This window comes from Scytonema sp. UIC 10036 (genome assembly GCF_009725235.1).
The window spans coordinates 24,389-42,624 of record NZ_WJFC01000110.1 but is presented as its reverse complement, the minus strand read 5'-3'; the positions used below and the strand labels follow the sequence as shown (position 1 = coordinate 42,624).

Annotated in this window: 19 protein-coding genes; 6 read left to right on the top strand and 13 right to left on the bottom strand. The window is 43.0% G+C overall.

Features of this window, described 5'->3' with window-relative positions; genetic code table 11:
- Positions 1–282 precede the first annotated feature (282 nt).
- From F7734_RS37200 to F7734_RS37190, 3 genes are read left to right on the top strand one after another with little or no spacing between them, the layout of a single operon-like run.
- Positions 283–618, top strand: a complete 336-nt coding sequence (locus tag F7734_RS37200; RefSeq protein WP_155749493.1) for a hypothetical protein — start codon at positions 283–285, stop codon at positions 616–618.
- Between the two features lie 21 nt (positions 619–639).
- A complete protein-coding gene (locus F7734_RS37195; protein WP_155749492.1) occupies positions 640–1,644 on the top strand; it encodes an LLM class flavin-dependent oxidoreductase in 1,005 nt (334 codons plus the stop codon).
- A gap of 56 nt (positions 1,645–1,700) precedes the next feature.
- Positions 1,701–2,072 (top strand): hypothetical protein, encoded by a 372-nt coding sequence (locus F7734_RS37190; RefSeq protein WP_155749484.1) that lies wholly within the window; start codon positions 1,701–1,703, stop codon positions 2,070–2,072.
- A 199-nt stretch (positions 2,073–2,271) separates the two neighbouring features.
- Here the strand turns inward: F7734_RS37190 and F7734_RS37185 are convergent, their stop codons facing one another.
- Positions 2,272–2,472: a DUF3349 domain-containing protein gene (locus tag F7734_RS37185; protein WP_243147298.1), complete on the bottom strand. Its 201-nt coding sequence runs from the start codon at positions 2,470–2,472 to the stop codon at positions 2,272–2,274.
- A 160-nt stretch (positions 2,473–2,632) separates the two neighbouring features.
- On the opposite strand from F7734_RS37185, the gene F7734_RS37180 reads away from it, so the two are divergent.
- Both F7734_RS37180 and F7734_RS37175 read left to right on the top strand, forming a co-directional pair.
- Positions 2,633–2,842 carry a DUF2281 domain-containing protein gene (locus tag F7734_RS37180; protein ID WP_155749483.1) on the top strand — a complete coding sequence of 70 codons (210 nt, stop codon included), beginning with the start codon at positions 2,633–2,635 and terminating at the stop codon, positions 2,840–2,842.
- A complete protein-coding gene (locus F7734_RS37175) occupies positions 2,843–3,232 on the top strand; it encodes a PIN domain-containing protein (RefSeq protein WP_166482394.1) in 390 nt (129 codons plus the stop codon).
- Positions 3,233–3,284: 52 nt separating this feature from the next.
- Here the strand turns inward: F7734_RS37175 and F7734_RS37170 are convergent, their stop codons facing one another.
- Together F7734_RS37170 and F7734_RS37165 are read right to left on the bottom strand one after the other, a co-directional pair.
- A complete protein-coding gene (locus tag F7734_RS37170) occupies positions 3,285–3,572 on the bottom strand; it encodes a hypothetical protein (protein ID WP_155749482.1) in 288 nt (95 codons plus the stop codon).
- 127 nt (positions 3,573–3,699) lie between these two features.
- Positions 3,700–5,121, bottom strand: a complete 1,422-nt coding sequence (locus F7734_RS37165; RefSeq protein ID WP_243147297.1) for an MATE family efflux transporter — start codon at positions 5,119–5,121, stop codon at positions 3,700–3,702.
- 216 nt (positions 5,122–5,337) lie between these two features.
- Between F7734_RS37165 and F7734_RS37160 the strand changes: the two genes are divergently transcribed.
- Positions 5,338–5,955: a Uma2 family endonuclease gene (locus tag F7734_RS37160; protein ID WP_155749481.1), complete on the top strand. Its 618-nt coding sequence runs from the start codon at positions 5,338–5,340 to the stop codon at positions 5,953–5,955.
- Between the two features lie 175 nt (positions 5,956–6,130).
- Here F7734_RS37160 and hypB read toward each other — a convergent pair whose 3' ends face one another.
- The 10 genes from hypB to F7734_RS37110 all read right to left on the bottom strand — a co-directional run bounded on the left by hypB (position 6,131) and on the right by F7734_RS37110 (position 18,060).
- Positions 6,131–7,003, bottom strand: coding sequence for a hydrogenase nickel incorporation protein HypB (hypB, locus tag F7734_RS37155; protein WP_155749480.1), 873 nt, complete (start codon positions 7,001–7,003; stop codon positions 6,131–6,133).
- 27 nt (positions 7,004–7,030) lie between these two features.
- Complete coding sequence (hypA, locus tag F7734_RS37150) at positions 7,031–7,357, bottom strand: hydrogenase maturation nickel metallochaperone HypA (RefSeq protein WP_155749479.1); 327 nt, start codon at positions 7,355–7,357, stop codon at positions 7,031–7,033.
- A gap of 286 nt (positions 7,358–7,643) precedes the next feature.
- A complete protein-coding gene (locus F7734_RS37145) occupies positions 7,644–8,222 on the bottom strand; it encodes a PadR family transcriptional regulator (RefSeq protein ID WP_155749478.1) in 579 nt (192 codons plus the stop codon).
- A gap of 244 nt (positions 8,223–8,466) precedes the next feature.
- On the bottom strand, positions 8,467–8,655 hold the full coding sequence (locus F7734_RS37140; protein ID WP_155749477.1) for a hypothetical protein: 189 nt from the start codon (positions 8,653–8,655) through the stop codon (positions 8,467–8,469).
- Between the two features lie 278 nt (positions 8,656–8,933).
- On the bottom strand, positions 8,934–10,793 hold the full coding sequence (gene mrdA, locus F7734_RS37135; RefSeq protein WP_155749476.1) for a penicillin-binding protein 2: 1,860 nt from the start codon (positions 10,791–10,793) through the stop codon (positions 8,934–8,936).
- 446 nt (positions 10,794–11,239) lie between these two features.
- Positions 11,240–12,754 carry an acyl-CoA synthetase gene (locus tag F7734_RS37130; RefSeq protein ID WP_155749475.1) on the bottom strand — a complete coding sequence of 505 codons (1,515 nt, stop codon included), beginning with the start codon at positions 12,752–12,754 and terminating at the stop codon, positions 11,240–11,242.
- 133 nt (positions 12,755–12,887) lie between these two features.
- A complete protein-coding gene (locus tag F7734_RS37125; RefSeq protein WP_243147296.1) occupies positions 12,888–15,170 on the bottom strand; it encodes a DUF1796 family putative cysteine peptidase in 2,283 nt (760 codons plus the stop codon).
- 380 nt (positions 15,171–15,550) lie between these two features.
- Positions 15,551–16,132 (bottom strand): transposase, encoded by a 582-nt coding sequence (locus tag F7734_RS37120; RefSeq protein WP_155749474.1) that lies wholly within the window; start codon positions 16,130–16,132, stop codon positions 15,551–15,553.
- A gap of 109 nt (positions 16,133–16,241) precedes the next feature.
- Complete coding sequence (locus tag F7734_RS37115; protein WP_155749473.1) at positions 16,242–16,481, bottom strand: hypothetical protein; 240 nt, start codon at positions 16,479–16,481, stop codon at positions 16,242–16,244.
- A 403-nt stretch (positions 16,482–16,884) separates the two neighbouring features.
- Positions 16,885–18,060, bottom strand: coding sequence for a HAMP domain-containing sensor histidine kinase (locus tag F7734_RS37110; RefSeq protein ID WP_166482393.1), 1,176 nt, complete (start codon positions 18,058–18,060; stop codon positions 16,885–16,887).
- Positions 18,061–18,236 lie beyond the last annotated feature (176 nt).

Below are 18,236 nucleotides of genomic sequence, written 5' to 3'. Positions count from 1 at the left end.
ATCCCCACAATATATTTGGTGATTTAAGATTTTGTTTTACCCCACCCTAACCCTCCCCTTGTAAAGGGGAGGGAACTAGAACTCTAATTTCCCCCCTTGGAAAGGGGGGATTAAGGGGGGGTAAATTATTTGAGAGTATTTTTTGTTGTCCTAAAAACATTTTATTTAACCTAAAAAAATAAATTATTAAATTTGTAATTCATTCAATATTTATCAGATAAATATAACCAAAATGTGTTATCTTAGATAAAGTGATAATCCCTACAAATGTCACCTTTTCTAATGATTAGTGAAGATATTCTAACCCAAGAATTTCTCAGGGTCATCAATCACTATTACCCAAAAGTAGGGGAATTATTAAACGGTTGCTATGTGAAAGTTATCTCTACTTACTGGGGACGCCCTCCCAAGCGCTTGCTCTATTTAGGAATTTATTGCTCTGACAATATAATGCACCACGTGCAATCTCATAAGGAAATACTCCGAGAAGTTGCAGAAAACATGGGGCTAGTTCAAGTCGTTTTCCTAAATGCAACGCGACTGCTACGCGATCCAATGTCCAAGCTGAAAGAAGCACATCCACGCTTGTGGTTGGATTTGCACTGGGTTTCCACCTAGGAAGAAAAAATGACGCTTGCAATGAAAACTGGTCTTTTTTGTAACTACGAAAACCATCACCAAAACTCTCGTCTTGCTATTCAAGAGCAAGTTACGCTGGTACAGTATGCTGAAAGTCTGGGTTTTGAAGAAGCCTGGATCTCAGAGCATCATTTCAATGAATTTAATCTCAGCCCATCAATTTTGGTGTTGGTAGCACATTTAGCAGGTGTGACTTCAACAATCAAACTGGGTACCGCTGCGGTTTTGCTACCGTTTCATAACCCGATCCGAGTGGCGGAAGATATTGCTACATTAGACAATCTGTGTGATGGAAGGCTCTTGTTTGGAGTCGCCAAAGGGGGACCATTTCCAGATCAAAACAAGCATTTCGCCATACCTATGAGTGAATCCCGCCCCAAAATGCTTGAGGCGATGGCTTTGATTCATCAGCTTTTGTATGAAACGGATGTATCGTTCAAGGGACGGTATTATCAGTGCGATCGCATTACAGTTCACCCAAAACCATTGCAAAAAAAGGTTCCAGTTTATATCGCAAGCGGTAATGACGATGCGATTGCTTTCGCTGCAAAACATTCCTTTGCTTTGATGGGAGGACCTCCGTTTTCCCTAGAAAGATTGAAGAAAACAGTAACCCAATATCGTACCTTAAATTCTGGCGGTACTGAGGACTTGATGCTCGCACGCTTCTTTTATGTCGCTAAGACTTATGATGAAGCCGTAAGTGAGGCTTTCCCTTTCATCCGCCAATTCAGTATGAAAATGAAAGCTAACACCGCTCAAGTTATACAGAACAGCCCAAATCAAAACCTGAAACCCTTCGATCGCACAAACATCTGTTTTGATGAGGACTACTTAATTGAGAACTCCATCATTGGAGATGTTGCGACTTGTCGCGATAAAATCAAAAGATTTCAGGATGAACTTAATTTAGGGACGTTAGCGCTGAAACCTTCATCTTTTAGTTTGCAAAAGAACCTAGAGAGTTTAACGCGCTACAACCAAGAGGTGCGGAACTACGTCTAGAACATAAACTTAAGGCACTTAAATAAACCTTAGCTATTAGCTAGAAGGGGTAAGTTATGATGAAGAGACCCTTCCTCCCCCCGGAAGATATGCCACCCACTGAAGCAACGCAAATAGATAGAATCCTGCGTTGGCAATTAGAAAGGTCTACTGGTAGATGCTTTTTTGAGGCGTGCGATCGCGTTACACGAGCACTACTCTATAGTTGTCAGTGGTATATCACCACCAACGATGGTATTTTGACCCTAGTTATCGACTGCCCGGACATAGTCACGTATTGGCATATAGTCAGTAATATTCCACAGATTGGAAATCGGCTAGAGAGGTTTGCCAGTAATGCAAAAATTACTGTTCATCCTCCCTTTGGCAAAGGCGCACCGATTGAAGTAAGTGTAAATGAGATATCAGCTTATAGAGATTGGCTTTAACGAGTGACCAGTGACCAGTGACCAGTGACCGATAATAATAGGTTACTGGTTATTGTTGTGGGATTCGGATTCGCGATCGCCTGCGGAGGAACACCCAAATCTATTTCTTGTTACTCTTTGAGCCATTCTTCATAACCACAAGCAAGCAAACGTTGTTTCACCTTGACAATTGATTCAGGTGATGGTATTTCTGCGGACTCTACTCCATACACATCATTAAGAACAATAAATAGTCTTTTCCAGTGTATTGAGCCATGACTTGTGCCAAGCAGCGATGGCTCATTTCATTATAAAGTAATGCCAGGAGTGGAAAGTAAGACTCAGAGTCCACACCATTAGGGAAAGCACATTGAATAAGTCTGTACGTACTGAGCAAATAAGGCGCGATACTAACTAGCATAATTTTAGTTTCAGATCTGCGTACTGCTGTCCGAACCATTGACCGACTTGTACTGTTGTAGTGTATGACATTCCTAATACAGACAACATTACAGAAACTCAGCCACTCACAGTCTATTGAATGCTATGATTAGGGAAATAGAGATAAGTCGAATACTAGTATGAGTAACACTAACGTTATACAAGAAATTTTAGATGAATTGCCACCAGATTCACAACAGCAAGTCAGAGAATTTGCTGAGTTTTTGCTTAGTAAACACCGCGCCTCGACTAAACCTTTAGAGTTAAAATGGGCGGGGGCATTGCGGAACCATAAAAACCTTTCTGCTCAAGATTTACAACGTGAAGTTTTAGAGACATGGGGAGATTAAGTGTTTCTCGTAGATACTAATGTCTTTTTAGAGGTGCTTTTGGAGCAGCAAAGGGCTGACGAAGCGCGGAAATTTTTATTAAATGCGCCTGCTGACAGTCTTCATATTAGTGATTTTAGTCTTTATTCAATTGGCATCATTCTAGTACGACGTCAGATGCCAGAAGTATTTCGTTTGTTTTTGCAAGATGTCAAGGTAGGTATGCGTCAAGTAAGGCTAAATTTAGACGAGTTAGATGCTCTACCAGAAGTTGCTCAGAATTTAAAGTTAGACTTTGATGATGCTTATCAGTATGTTTTAGCTGAACGTTGGGGATTGCGTTTGGTTAGCTTTGATGCTGATTTTGATGGTACTCCTTTGGGAAGAGTTATACCAGCGGTTGCATTATAGAGACTAAAACGAGTTATATATTGAATATATGTATTAGTATCTAACAGGTAAATCACAGAAAATCCCAGAGTCGCTGTTCATATTCTCCTTGTTCCCCTCTTGTTAGCAGTTCTCCTTCCCACTTAAGAGCAGTCCTCTCAAAAAAACCCGGACTCCAACCTAATTCTTCTGGTGTTTTACTAACTACTAAAGCTTCAGATTGCTCTAGCTTTTCGGCTTGAACTGCTGCTTGTAAAATGTGCTTTAACTGTGCTTGTAGCGATCGCCCATTAAGCTTCGCAAGCATTTCTAACTTCTCCAGCAGCGCTGGTTCTAAATCTTGGATAAGAACCTCAGCCATCGCTCTTACCTCCCTAACAACTTCCTCTGTACATTAACAAATTATCTAACAACCAGCTATACCAATTTTTTGGCGTCGCTAGTAGTTGCTTGATCGCCTTCTAGGTTACTGGTTATTGTTGTGAGATTTACAGTTGGCGAAACCGCCAGATGAAAGCAATAGATGCGATCGCTATCCCAATTGACTGTCCGATCCACAAGCCCACGCCACCAAAACCAAAGTGGAAACCTAGCAGATAGCCGCTAGTCAAACCAGCTCCCCAGTAAGCAAAAAAGCTGAGTAACATTGGAATGCGAGTGTCTTGAAGCCCTTGCAGTGCGCCATTAGCAGTTCTTTGTACTCCATCTACAATTTCTCCTGAAGCTGCTACAAACAGCATAGGAACAGCAATTGATAAAACTTTTGCATTTGCAGGGTCGCGCAAATCGATAAATAATCCTACTATATGTTGAGGAAAGATTAACACTGCGATCGCTATGAGTGTCATCACTCCTGCACCTAAAGCCATGCTAATGTATCCAGCTTGTTTGGCTGCTTTTATATTTCGCTGTCCGAACCATTGACCGACTCTTACCGTTGTAGCATACGACATCCCCAATGGAATCATGTAAAAAATGCCTACGGTTTGTAAAACAATTTGGTGTGCTGCCAAAATCTCAGTTCCCAAAGCACCCATTAAGAATGTAACGATATTAAACATTCCGTACTCTATAGCTGTTGCTATACCAATTGGCGCACCAAGCCAAAGCAATTGCCGAATAATAAACGGTTTAATTTGATGTAACGAGAGAAAAATACAGTAAGTTCTAAGTTGTTTGTGCCAGAGAATGTAGACGATTAGAGACAAAAACCTTCCCCAAAAACTGAGAGCACTAGTCAATGCCAAACCCACCAATCCCATTTTTGGAAAACCGAACATACCTAGCCCTAGTGCATAATTGCCTACAATATCAAACAATGTCCAAGAGATCGCAATGACCATTACCGGACGAGCTTGAGATACACTAGCTACTAGACTTCTCAGTACGGTAAACCCCAAAGCAGGAAATATCCACCAAAGTGCTACATCTAGGTATTCATTTGCTAAAAAAGCCGTTCTAGAAGTTTGTCCGAGATGAAGCATGAGCGCATCCAAATTTCCGACAATTGGCATCAAAGATATTCCCAGGACTACTGATATCCATAATCCCTGACGTGTTATTTGCGTAACTTGTAATTTATCTCCTGTACCATGCGCTGCTGCTACGAGAGGACTGACTCCTAACACCATACTAGTTGCAGTGTTTAACAGCGTCATAAAGGTTATGGAGGCTAATCCACCTGCAGCTAAAGTGTCTTGTCCTAATCTACCCATAACGACAGTATCGGCAAAACCCGTAACAGATTGGGCAAGTTGAGCGCTGACTAATGGGATAGCAAGCTTAAGAAATTCCTGAATTTCAGTCCGAATATTAGAGCGATCGGTGAGAAAAGTCATGACAAAATATTTAGGACTGTATGTGGGGCGTGAAGCAATTGAAACCAGTTTAGGAAAATGCTCTGCATCCAACTATACAATTCTTGCGTGACTATCAAAATCTTGCAATTAATTTTCAGCGCATTTGCCAGCTTACAGGCATGACACTGAAAGCCCATAGAATTCTGACATGAGATGTACAGACAACATTACAGAAACTCAGCCGCTCACAGTCCATTGAATGCTATGATTAGGTGTTTCTCGTAGCTCCTATTGAAACTATGACTTAAGGTTGATTGAGAGTAGAATATGACCCAAGCTTTATCAAAAACAGTAACATTTGATGAATTTATCGAATGGTATCCAGAAAATTCAGAACATAAATACGAATTACATGATGGTGTAATTGTTGAAGTACCTAAACCAACAGGACCGCATTCAGAAGTAGCAGGGTTGCTCAACGGTGAGTTATTTATAGAAATTCGTCGCTCTTCACTACCTTACTTCATTCCCAAAGAATGTGTTATTAAACCAAGAGACAATGGTGGTTATGAACCCGATATCATTGTTTTAGATAAACAACAAGTTGGTAATCATGAATCTCGTTGGAAAAAGGAGTCTATCATTACACGAGGCGATTCTATTCGACTCATAGTTGAAGTAGTTTCAACTAACTGGGAAGATGATTACGCGTTGAAATTAGAGGAATATGAATCGTTCGGCATTTGCGAATACTGGATTGTGGATTACCTTGCTCTTGGTGGTAGGCGATTTATTGGCAATCCCAAGCAAAAAACTATTTCAGTTTACTCATTGGTTGAGGGTATTTATCAACTTAACCAGTTTAGAGGTGACGACCGCATCGTGTCTCCAACGTTTCCTGGGCTGACTTTAACGGCAAGACAAGTTTTTGATGCTGGTAGTTAGTATAACTAAAGGTTTGGTCAGATTCGGTGACTTCTTGTCGTTCACCCAAGGCTTGTGAATGCAAACTGCGAGGCTCTACCCCGCGTTACAGATTGGAACAGGAGGCGGAGCCTCTACTTAGGCGTTCCCAGGCGGAGCCTGGGAACGAGGTGGGGGTTGTTGGGGATCTAACTTTTCACAAATGATTTAAGATTGCTATATTTGAAACCTTATCTAACAACCAGCTATACCAATTAGCTAGTCCTGTACCAGTCAATGCGGAAACTTGGAAAATGCGAATATGAGGATTGACTTGTTGGGCGTACTCTATACAATGCTGAACGTCGAACTGTACGTAAGGCAGTAAATCAATTTTAGTGAGAATCATGACCTCACTTGCACGAAAGATATGGGGATATTTGATTGGTTTGTCTTCCCCTTCCGTTACCGAAAGAATTACAGCTTTGGCATTTTCACCTAAATCAAATAAAGCGGGACAAACCAAATTACCTACATTCTCAATCATCACAACCGAATTCAACGGAGGATTGAGTTGTTGTAGTCCTCGTTCTACCATTGCTGCTTCTAAGTGACAGCCTGTTCCCGTATTGATTTGTACAACCTTACAACCTGTTGCTTGAATTTTTTTAGCGTCGTTAGCAGTTTCTTGATCGCCTTCAATGACACTAATGGTTAATTGATGCTTCAAATCATTGATAGTTCTAGTGAGTAAAGTTGTTTTTCCTGCACCCGGAGAACTCATGAGATTTAAAGCCAGAATATTTCGACCTTTAAACCAACCTCGATTTTGTGCTGCTATTAGGTTATTTTTTGCTAAGATATCTTGCTCTAATGATATTGTTGTGCCATGAGTTTTCGCATGAATGTGAGAAGCTTCTGTCAAACTATCGTGGGTATGAGAATGGGAGATAACTGTTCCATCCGGTAAAGTGTGAGTGTGAAAATGCGGATGAGCATTCCCGTTACTACTTATTGCTTGTACTTCCTCTGTTTCAGGATTAATCATTGTGACTTCAGCATCGTCAGAACAACCACAAGTTACACACATAAATAATTTAAAATCAAAACTTCAAAATTAAATTTCTATCTCTTTGATTTTTAATTCTGTACCTGCTATTACATCTAAATGTATGCTGCCACACTGACAACTTCCCAAAGGCTTTTCTAGAGGAATTTCCAAGCCACATTGGCAACAGCGTGCCAATCCCGAAGGTTCTAGAATTTCTAAAGCTGCACCTTCTAAAACAGTTCCTTGAGTACAAACATCAAAACAAAATCTCACAGCATCAGGCATAATGGCAGAAAGTTTGCCAATTTCTAGTAAAACTCGCTGCACTTTTTTCCCTTGAGCGTGTTCGGATACAATAGCGACAATGTTTTGAGTAATTCCTAACTCATGCATAATGGTTATTAATTATAAAAATAACAAAGCAGAGGCGGGTTTTGATTGTATAGCTACGAATTCTATTCGTTTAGGCTAATAAAAAAGTTTTGGGTGAATAAAATTAACCACTACACAAACAAAGTCCGCCTACGCGGATTTTGAAAAAATCTTTAACATAAGTTATCAATTTCTTTGTAATAAGAAAGTTCGATAAACTACAAACATTAAAGTTTTTTATACTTACCAAGCTAAAGTAATGACCTCAACACTCAAAAAGAAGATTTTAGCGATCGTCACCTCTGTGTTACTGCTCTGCAAGAAACTTGTAAATCTCACGCTTTACCTGAACAAGCAGATCGCGTACTCGCAAAGCTTGCTCTAGATTGCCACTGCGAGCAATTTGTGTGACTGCATCATTCAACTCTGTTAAAGTACGCCGCAACTCAATCAATTCCGAAGGCTTGCTTTGTGTCAAACTGTCTTCTGTGTTTCTGGAATTCGACTGCTCTAGGCGATCGCTCAACAATTGTCTACCACTCTCTGTGATTGTGAAGACACGTCTACCATCGATTTGCTCACTAGTCAAATATCCGCCTTCTTCCAACATCTGAAGTGTTGGATAGACAGAGCCAGGACTAGGACGGCGGAAGCCTCCTCGACTGTTTTCTAGCTCTTTAATCAATTCATAACCATGCTGGGGGCGCTCAGACAGAAGCCCAAGCAGCATAAATTTGATGTCACCGCGACGGCTGCGAGGCGCATCTCCCCAGCCACCACCAGACGAACCTCTGTGTCCGTGTCGCCCACGCATGAAAGATTGATTGCCAAATCCAACTCCTGCATGGACTGGTACAGGAACACGTGGATGAAATTGTCTAAACATTATGTAACTCCTTGTATTTTTGATATATCACGATATATCGTTATTTATAAATTCAATATATTGCGATATATCGGTTTTGTCAACCACAAATTCTAAATACTGGCTCAGATGTCAATCATCCACAAACAAGCGGTGTTTGGCAGTTAGACAAACAATTTCAAAATACTGCTCTACAGATGACCTAGCAGTAAATAGACCACAGTCGTAGGGGCGCAAGGCATTGCGCCCTTATAAACGGTGTGGTTCATCTAGGTTGTAGGAATAGGTCGAGATCGCTCTCACCATCCTCACAGTATTCAGGAGTCTGAGCCTTAGCAGGAATGACTTGAGCAGAAAAAAGTGCAGTGGGCGCATCTTGAAGGGATGTAAAATCTCTCTGAGTCAAAGCACTACAGGGATTGGACTCCCTTTGCGGCATCGGGACTTGTGCCATAAGAGAAGTCGGGGACGATCTCGCACTAATATTTGACAGTAGTACTGACAATAGAAAGGCGATGATTAAGACTAGCGTAACCCTCAAACCATTCCAGTAGGACTTACGCACTGTACAAATTGACCATCCTATGCATTGATGGATAATGGTCATTACAGACTTGTAGGGGCGCAAGGCCTTGCGCCCCTACAATGTGGTCTATTTACTTGAAAATCGCTGTAAGTTACACAAAATTAAGAAGGCAAGGGAATGTTCTCCCCTAGCCCCTCGTCTCTTCCTCAATTTCGCCGCCTGTTTGCGGTGCTTGGAGTTTTTTGCTGTGAATTTTCAACCTTGGGTTTTTGGTACTTCCCTGGGTACTTCTTGTGAAAATATTCTTCCATCACTTGCAACACTATTGGAGCAGCAACACTACCGCCGCCTCCACCAGAGTGTTCGGCAAATGCCAACACCACAATCTCTGGCTTATCAGCCGGTGCATATGCTCCAAACCAAGCGTGATTGGCTTTCTCGCGTCCCTTCCATGCTTCGGCTGTACCGCTTTTACCAGCAGCAGGAGGAATTGTTTCTACCCTAAGAGCACCACCAGTGCCTTCAGATACCACCTTCCGCAATCCATCACGGAGAACTTTGATTGTTGATGGTTTCATATTTAAAGATGTGCGCCAGTTAGATGCTACATCGTTATCTTTGAGCAAATGGGGCTTGACTCGATATCCACCATTAGCTGGAACAGCAAACATCGCAGCAACTTGTAATGGTGTCGTTTGTAAAGCACCTTGACCGATAGACATATTGATACTGTCACCTACTGTCCAAGGCATTTTCCACACTCTTCGCTTCCATGCTTCGTCTGGAACGTTACCTTTGGCTTCTTCGGCTTCAAACTCAATACCTGTTTTCTCCCCAAATCCGTATTTGCGAGTCCATTCAATGAGAGTTCGACCGCCAACGCCCCGTCCAATTTGGTAGAAGAAAGTGTCACTACTCCATGCTAAAGCACCTGCAAATCCCAAAGGACCAAATCCCTTATGATTCCACTCACCGAAAGTCACCCCACCAACAGTGAGAGAACCAAAAGTTTGTAGCACTGTGTTGGGAGAGTATTTTCCTGACTCTAGCCCAGCCGTTGCAGTCACAACTTTAAAAGTACTGGCGGGTGGATAAACACTGCTGACTGCACGATTGAGCAAAGGAAAGCCTTTACCTTGCACGCTTTCCCAATCTTTTTTCGAGAGTGTTTGCTTGGAGAAAATATTTGGATCAAAGCCGGGATGAGATACCATTGCTAAAACACCCCCAGTATTGGGGTCAAGCGCCACAACAGCACCGTTACGACCTTTTAACGCTTTTTCGGCTGCTAATTGTGCATTGAGATCTAACGTCAAATGGAGGTCATTACCTGGTTTAGCTTGTTTTTCTCCCAATACACGTATCGATCGCCCTCTACTATCTACTTCTACTTGCTGACCGCCCCATTCACCTCGTAATGTTTTTTCATAAGCCTTTTCCACTCCCATTTGACCGATAACATCGCCGAGTCGGTAACCGTCTTTCTTCCTTTCCTCCAACTGTTCGGCTGTGAGTTCTCGTGTATAACCCAATACGTGAGCCAAAGCGTGTCCGTAAGGATAAAAACGGACTGCTTCCGTATGAACTTCTACACCAGGTAGTTCGATTTCATACTCTTTTAAAGCAGTGATTTCCGCTTCGCTGAGGTCGCGAGCAATCCGCACGAGAGAAGAATTGGCACCCGCCTTTTCTAATATATCCACAATTTCTTCTTCAGGCATATCGAGAATTTTTGACAAGCGCGGACTCACAACCGACCATGCTGGTTTCGTATGTGCCATTGGCCATAAGTACACAGAACGGGGATAGCGAGTTGTGGCGATGACTTTACCATTGCGATCGAAGATGTTACCTCGTTCTGGTTGTTTCGGAATCATCCGCACCCGGTTTGACTCTGCTCTTTTCCGAAGTTTTGGACCTTCAAGAACTTGTAAGTATGCCAAGCGAGCACCAATACCCGTAACTAATAATAAAGCTAGTAATATAAAAGACAAGGGCTGTAATGACCGCCCAACAGTACGTATATCTCTTTCTTTTGTTGGCTGAGAGGATTGCAACAAAGTCATAATAACTAAAACATAACAATTGCAGGACTAGCGTTATCTGTATACGATGACGCTCAACCCAGATCCGAAAAAAACAGTGACCAGTAAGCAGTTGTCTCCTTCCCAGGCTCAGCCTGGGAATGCATAGCAGGAGGCGGAGCCTCCCGTACTCAGCTTTCTTGTACCGAGGAGTCGCGATGAAAAAATTTTCATCACCAATCGTGAAAAAGATAAAGTAGGGTGGGCAAATGCTAGCCCTGTCAAAGTAGATAAAAACTTCAAGAAATGAATAGCGCTCTCTCCTCTTACCTCTGCGAACTCTGCGTCTCGGCGGTTAAATAAATTACTATCGAACCGCAGAGGGCGCACCAGAGCGCAAAGAGTGAAGATTCAGTTTTGCGAGGCAGAGCCTCGCGGACTGCATTCCCAGGCTCCGCCTGGGAACGAGGGTGGTTACTGGTCACTGGTCAGGTGAATAACTGAGCGACTGCTGGCTTAGTGACTTTTCCCATGGCGTTGCGAGGTAATTCTTCAACTGACAGAATTCGGGTTGGGACTTTATAAACCGCTAATCGCTCTTTTGCCCAACTCCTAAAAGTTTCCAATGTTAACCGCTCTGACTGTTGCAAGACTAACGCAGCACAAACTCGTTCACCCCATTCTGGATCTTTAATCCCAACCACCGCACATTCTTGAATGTCTGGATGGGTTCGCAATACTTCCTCAATTTCCAGTGCGGAAACTTTATACCCTCCTGTTTTGATAATATCCACGCTCATTCGTCCTAGGATGCGGTAGTTACCGTTCTCAACTACGGCGAGATCCCCTGTCAAAAACCACCCATCTCGGAAGGCTTTTGCGGTTGCTTCCGGGTTTTGCCAATATTCCAGAAACACTCCAGGTCCTTTAACTTGGATCTCTCCTGGTGTCCCTGGTGGAACTAACTCTCCACTTTCATCCACTAATCTGACTTCTACTTGCGGTAGAGGTGTTCCCACATATCCCGCATACCTTTGACCGTGTAAAGGGTTTGACAGCGCCATGCCAATTTCAGTCATGCCATAACGCTCAAGTAGAAAGTGGTTGCTGATGGTCTTCCATTTTTCTAAAACTTGAACTGGTAACGCTGCTGAGCCAGAAACCATCAGACGCATTTTGGCACAGCCTTCGGACATCGTTTTTTGACGTTCGCCCTTGGCGCAAGCCGTACCCGGCTTATCGCTAGAAGCCGCTTCCCAAGCAGCAATTAGCTTGACATAAATTGTAGGAACTGCCATAAATAGGGTTAAGTCTCCCTGAGAAATTCGATCCCAAACGATATCAGCATCAAATTTGCTCGGGATATGGCACTCCGCCCCAGCCCATAAAGCACATGTCAGTACGTTAATAATCCCGTGAATGTGATGTAATGGGAGTACGTGCAAGATGCGATCGCTTGATGTCCATCCCCACGCAACAATCAAGCTTTTCACTTGTGATTGAATATTGTCATGAGTTGTCACCACACCTTTAGGTTTACCTGTTGTACCGCTCGTGTAGAGAATTAATGCGCGTCTGCTGATATCCACTTCTGGAAGACGACCTGCATCAGATAATAGCAATTCTGATGTCAGAAGAAATCGCAAATTTTGTGATTCAGCGATGGGGCGCAATATACCCTCAAAATTTGGATGGGCAACGAGTGTCGATGCTCCAGAATGTGTAATTACATACTCTAATTCGGGACGTGGGTGGGAAATACACAGAGGTACAGCAATTCCCCCTGCCCGCCAAATTCCCCACTGAGTTGCTGCATACTCAAACCCAGGCGGAATGAGGAAGGCAACTCGCTGCTCCTGTAAATCTTCTGCATTCTGAAGCAAACTTATTGCAATTTGACTAGAGGTGTGGAGCAAATCCCGGTAAGTAAATGCTCCTTCAGTTGTGACGATCGCTATGTTCTCGTTGTGTTCTTCAGCACGGGCTATCAATGGAAGATTCATATTTTTTTACCGATTTCAGCTCAATACCCATGGGCAAGCGCCCACAACGAGGGAATGAAAAATGAAAATTTCTTCCCCTTACTCCCTACCCCCTACCCCCTACTCCCTACCCCTATTCCCTACCCCCTACTCCCTACCGGAGGTTTAGGCGGACACCAAAAGAGTTTTTGCTGGACACCCCAAGGGATTCAAGAATTCCTCGCATCACCTGTGTGCAATACATCCAGTGACCCAAATCGTCATACATCCGGTCGGGATTAAACTCCACATTGTAATGTAGCACGTTGGGGAGGTCTGAAAACTCATGACTGGATTGGGGAGAAAGGAGCAGGAGGTGAAATGGCTTTCCCTGACATTGTTTTTCCAGCTTGGAAACGAGATCCATAACACCACCTCGGTTAGCAATACCCGTGCGGACGAAAAGCGCCTTATCGCAATTTTGGATCGTGTACCAAAACCGTTCAGAACGTGCCGTGTAACGAACGCGCATCCGTTCAAAGACAGGAGACAAATCGTGAAGGGGGTTGTCTGTATCCTCTACTTCATGAGCAAAGGACAAACCCGTCCATTTACTGTGGTAGATTCTGTTTGCCTCTGGATTGTAATGTAGGAAGCGAGGGTTCCACATATCATAGAAACGGTTTTCGATCATATCCGCAACATCTGCAATATTGGTAGTGCGTGTTAGATCGAAAGGAAAAGCGGGACCATCATACTCCATCTTGTATAACATCATCCGCACAGCACAGCGATCGCCTAATGGAATAATTGCGACACGGCTGATATCCGATAATTTGCATTTGTATTGAAAAACCACAGCAGACTTGGGCGGTATTTTTACCCGGCTTTCCAACCCATAGGTGCCTATCATCATGGTACGGAAAGGGATATCGGGATGAAACGGATCTTCATAGACACCTCCTGGCATAGCTTTCAGTACGCTACGCACCTCTTGCCACATAGGATGGATGTTGTAGTCGTGATCTGATTCGTTAATAACCCAGAGGCGTTGCTCGTCCTCTCGCACAATTCCCAATTGCTCGTTGTGGAACAAAACTTGTGAGTTGGGCAGCGAAAAAAGATGGAAGGCAGCACCGTACTCCAGATTAGCACCAGGGGGAATATTGACTGTCGTTTCGATAGTGCCATCCTCTTGCACAGCAAAGAAAGGAAGTACTCCTTGCTGAATGGGCTTCGCGATGTAAATACCCGGTATCAATCCTGCCTTACTTTGCAGTGTAGTTTGCAGTTCCCTCCAATAGGGAGCGATAGTGTAGCTGTACGGTGATGGGTTGACAATCCGCAAACACTTCTCTTCAATACAGGCAGAAACTTGGAAGCCCGCATTATCAAGGTAGAGAGGGGCTTTGTCCAATTGCTGGAAACTTTGTTTTTCTGTTGCCAACTCCTCTTTATCGATCTCAAACAAGCGCAAGTCAATTGCCTGATACATGAGGCGGTGACCAACTGTATTGGGGTGAGATGGATCGAAAGATATCCCCGCCTTCCAATTTCCTTGCCCATCATCTAGTACTGCCAACCAATCCAGTACCGGAACGCCCCAGTTTAGCATACGGTTGTGCGTCCCCTTGAGCAACGAATGATGTTCCTGGGAATAGTCGCCATGGGGATAGACCCCTCCCAGAATCGGACGTGCGCCTATTTCCCGTGTCATTTTCACAAGCTTCTGCAAGCCACTTTCAAATCGCCGTTGGATAGCCCGTCGTTCGTGAGGGGGACAATAAGCTAACCCTTCGTTACCCAGAGACAGGGCAATAATTACGACATCCGGTTTTTCTGGCGTAACGACTGACGCAAACCGCTGGATCGTTCGGCTGACATTTGCCCCCACCTCAGATACATTCACAAGTTGGTGTCCGTATGTTTGTTGCAAAGCCTGTCCCAACAACCAAGCCCAACCTTTCAACAACCAAGCTTTATGACCTCGTGCAACGGAACTGCCAATAAGAACTATTTTTAGTCCTTCAGAGACTTTCTGCAAAGACATCTCAACAGCAGGTTCCTTAACATAACCAAAGGGATACGGCTGCAAATAACCAAATGCGCCATCATCCACAACAATACTGCTATAGCGATCGCCTTTGTCAATCGGCACCCAACGGTTTACTCCAAGAGCCTCCCATCGTGCGTTGCCCTTTGAATCCAAATGCACGTATTTATACTCAATCTTCTGGCGATCGCTTAACACTCGTCCCGCAGCAATCGGGGGATCGCCAGAGTCCAGAAGAGATCCAAAATCGATTTCCGTATCCGTCCACCACAATGGATAGCGATCGGCACTTGTACGAAGGCGAACACATTTCGTAACATTCCACAATCCCAATTCGGGAGTAGAACCGACGAGACCGATAGATTCACCCGTTTGCGTGTGTGCAATAATCTGGAATTGATACATAAATTTTTAGCTAATTCAGAAATATACGATGCCAGACACCGAAGCGCTAAATCCTAGGGGTTAGGGGTTAGGAGCAAGGGAAAAGAAATTAACTTTCACCTTGAAATTATCCACAAGACTCAGGATAAAGGTTGATATTTAAGAACTGGTAATGATGCCAACAATATACTGTCCCTAAATTGCTTTTTCAACATTAAGAATTGTGAAGCGCCCTGACCCCTCATTCCCAGCGCCCTGACCCCTCGTTCCCAGGCTCAGCCTGGGAATGCCTGACTAGAGGCTCCGCCTCCCCCAACATCTCTCCAGTTCACCCCTCGTTCCCAGGCTCAGCCTGGGAATGCCTTAGTAGAGGCTCCGCCTCCCCCAACAATCCCACCAGCTCACCCCTCGTTCCCAGGCTGAGCCTGGGAATGCATTAGTAGAGGCTCCGCCTCCCCCAACATCGCCACCTCCAACAATCCCTCCTCACCCATGTAATTCCGATAGCTAGAATACCGCCAATGAGCAGGTTCATCCACATAACCACGCTTCACAGGATTGTTATGGATATAATCCAACTTTTGTCTGAACATTGCCTCGTTTAAAATAGCTTCAGGATGAAAACCTTCCTGCCAAAGTTGATATTCTTGGTCGTGCTTATGTTTAAGTTTGTAGAACTCAAGCTGATTAAGAATATAATTGTTATTATCTTTCTTAAGTAAGTCAATAATAGAACGAGCCGTAAATGATTTAAAATTGCATATTTCTTTTGATAAAGTTGCAGCAGATGCAATTAAATGAAGATGATTCTCCATTATGACGTAAGCATGAAGAGTTAATCGTTGCCGTTGATGGAGAAATTTAAGAGAGTCTAAAATAATTTGTGCAATTTCTACTTGACTGAATAAGGGTATCCAGTTGACTATGGTGCATGTGAGAAAATGGGGCTGAGTTCCTAGTACTTGATAGCGGCTGCGTCCCATTATTTTACTTTATGAATGTAGTTAGGTGGTGAGGCGGAGCCTCTAGTCAGGCATTCCCAGGCTGAGCCTGGGAACGAAGAATGCACGGAACAATTACCAACTAAATGACTTATGCGATCGCGTATGGTGGTTTTTGTGATTTTTGTATTTGCTGAATAACAACGATCGTTGTTCCCACTACCACAACCAATAAAAGCATTCCTCCTGCTCCATGAAGAAGCCCTACTGCATACGAGGTTTTTGCTATAGCAGCACACTTGGTAGCACAAACCTGTTGAAAGTGACTTATCAATAAAGTATTTCCTAATTCCAGTATTTTAGGAGCTACTGCAAAAAAGAACTGTCCCATAAGATAAAAAACCTGCTATTTTTTCTTTTATTACTTTAGCTTTTCGTATCGTTAGTAATAGACAATACATACAATCTTTAAATTCAAATATCTTACCTAAGTGAATTTTGAAAATCACTTATAGCTTAGTAGATATAAATCGGCTTTTACTGAATGAGTTTAATGTCGCTTTAATAAGGTTTGCGATCGCAATCTGAGATTCAAAAATTACGTAGATGACAAAGTGATTGTTCTAAGTTTTATGTTGAAAGCTTTTTGGTTCTTTAAGTATATTTGCTTTCGTAAAATTTAGTTATGAGGAGAGGAGGCGGAGCCTCCCTTAAGGCATTCCCAGGCTGAGCCTGGGAACGAGGGAAACTTGGTCACTGGTCACTGGTCACTGGTCACTGGTCACTGGTCACTGTCAACGGCTAATTAAGGCAAGTTGTGGTAGGGGAAGTGTGACAGTAAAGGTGGTTCCTACACCGAGTTCGCTCTCAACGTCAATTTTTCCTCCGTATAAATCTACACACTTTTTCACGATCGCCAATCCTAATCCAGTACCGGGGATATCTCTGACATTTGCCGCACGATGGAATAAGCTGAAAAGTGTTGCTTTATCTTCTGAAGGAATTCCAATACCATTGTCTTGAATTTTGAAGATAGCTTCGTTGTCCACACATTGTAATATAAAGTGAATTGTGCTATTCGATGGTGAATACTTGATGGCATTGGAAAGTAGATTGCTCAAGATGTGGCGGATTAAAACTTCATCAACGCAAGCCTCGCAGCAATTGCCGTAAGTGACAAAAGAAATCGCATGCTTGCTATTCATACTTAAAAGAATCTCTTCTGCTAAATCCCTACACAATTCTGTTAAGTCCATAATTTCGGGGCTTGCTTTAAATCTTCCCAAATCTGCACGACCAATGACCAACACATCATCTAACAATTGAGTCATTTTTTTGACTGTTTGCTTAATTTGCTGAAAAAATTGTTTTTTTCTATCTTTAGACAGTTGCTCGCCGTACAGTTCAATCATTTGTGCTGATGACAAAATAACTTGTAGGGGAGATCGAAACTCGTGGGATACCATTGAAACAAAGCGAGATTTTAGTTCATTAAGTTCTCTTTCTTTTTGTAAAGAAGAACGAATTTCTGTTTCCAAACATCTTCTTTGTTCAATCTCCATTAGGAGCTTTTTGTTAGCAGCGAACAATTGCTTTGAAAGAAGACGCGATCGCAACAAAACTTCAATCCTGGAAAGCAATTCTAATTTTTGTATTGGCGTAATAATTAACTCATCAACACTTTGCCAGAGGTAACGAGTCCTCATCCCCACGCTTTGTCGTGAAGTGACTAAGAGAAATGGCAGCAAGACTGGCGATTCAGCATTTCTTCTCTCTTGTATTTGCCGCTCTATACCTTCGAGTGTTACGCCACATAAAATACATAAATCAAAAGACTGTTCCCAGAGAGCTGATGTTTTCCCTTGACTTGTGTCAACATCAGGCACTATGACTTCATACCTCGTTTTCAGCCATTGAGCCAACAAGCGGCGATTTTCCTTATGTTCGAGCAAGAGCAAAATCTGTCTCACAGTTCTTCTCCTAGAAAACTGCGAACTATTCCTATAAATTGTTGAAACATACTAACTTTTATCACCGAATGCCTGTACTAAAATAGTGCGAGCGCGATGGATAAACTTTTGTTGCTTGTAATTCTAGCAGCAGTTTCAACAAGAAAAACTCTAGTTTATGGATGAAATTTTTATTT

Excerpts from the sequence above, each read along its gene's own strand:
- F7734_RS37200 (WP_155749493.1), top strand. The coding sequence starts at position 283 with ATGATTAGTGAAGATATTCTAACCCAAGAATTTCTCAGGGTCATCAAT.
- F7734_RS37195 (WP_155749492.1), top strand. The coding sequence starts at position 640 with ATGAAAACTGGTCTTTTTTGTAACTACGAAAACCATCACCAAAACTCT.
- F7734_RS37190 (WP_155749484.1), top strand. The coding sequence starts at position 1,701 with ATGATGAAGAGACCCTTCCTCCCCCCGGAAGATATGCCACCCACTGAA.
- F7734_RS37185 (WP_243147298.1), bottom strand. The coding sequence starts at position 2,472 with ATGCTAGTTAGTATCGCGCCTTATTTGCTCAGTACGTACAGACTTATT.
- F7734_RS37180 (WP_155749483.1), top strand. The coding sequence starts at position 2,633 with ATGAGTAACACTAACGTTATACAAGAAATTTTAGATGAATTGCCACCA.
- F7734_RS37170 (WP_155749482.1), bottom strand. The coding sequence starts at position 3,572 with ATGGCTGAGGTTCTTATCCAAGATTTAGAACCAGCGCTGCTGGAGAAG.
- F7734_RS37160 (WP_155749481.1), top strand. The coding sequence starts at position 5,338 with ATGACCCAAGCTTTATCAAAAACAGTAACATTTGATGAATTTATCGAA.
- hypB (WP_155749480.1), bottom strand. The coding sequence starts at position 7,003 with ATGTGTGTAACTTGTGGTTGTTCTGACGATGCTGAAGTCACAATGATT.
- hypA (WP_155749479.1), bottom strand. The coding sequence starts at position 7,357 with ATGCATGAGTTAGGAATTACTCAAAACATTGTCGCTATTGTATCCGAA.
- F7734_RS37145 (WP_155749478.1), bottom strand. The coding sequence starts at position 8,222 with ATGTTTAGACAATTTCATCCACGTGTTCCTGTACCAGTCCATGCAGGA.
- F7734_RS37140 (WP_155749477.1), bottom strand. The coding sequence starts at position 8,655 with ATGGCACAAGTCCCGATGCCGCAAAGGGAGTCCAATCCCTGTAGTGCT.
- mrdA (WP_155749476.1), bottom strand. The coding sequence starts at position 10,793 with ATGACTTTGTTGCAATCCTCTCAGCCAACAAAAGAAAGAGATATACGT.
- F7734_RS37130 (WP_155749475.1), bottom strand. The coding sequence starts at position 12,754 with ATGAATCTTCCATTGATAGCCCGTGCTGAAGAACACAACGAGAACATA.
- F7734_RS37125 (WP_243147296.1), bottom strand. The coding sequence starts at position 15,170 with ATGTATCAATTCCAGATTATTGCACACACGCAAACGGGTGAATCTATC.
- F7734_RS37120 (WP_155749474.1), bottom strand. The coding sequence starts at position 16,132 with ATGGGACGCAGCCGCTATCAAGTACTAGGAACTCAGCCCCATTTTCTC.
- F7734_RS37115 (WP_155749473.1), bottom strand. The coding sequence starts at position 16,481 with ATGGGACAGTTCTTTTTTGCAGTAGCTCCTAAAATACTGGAATTAGGA.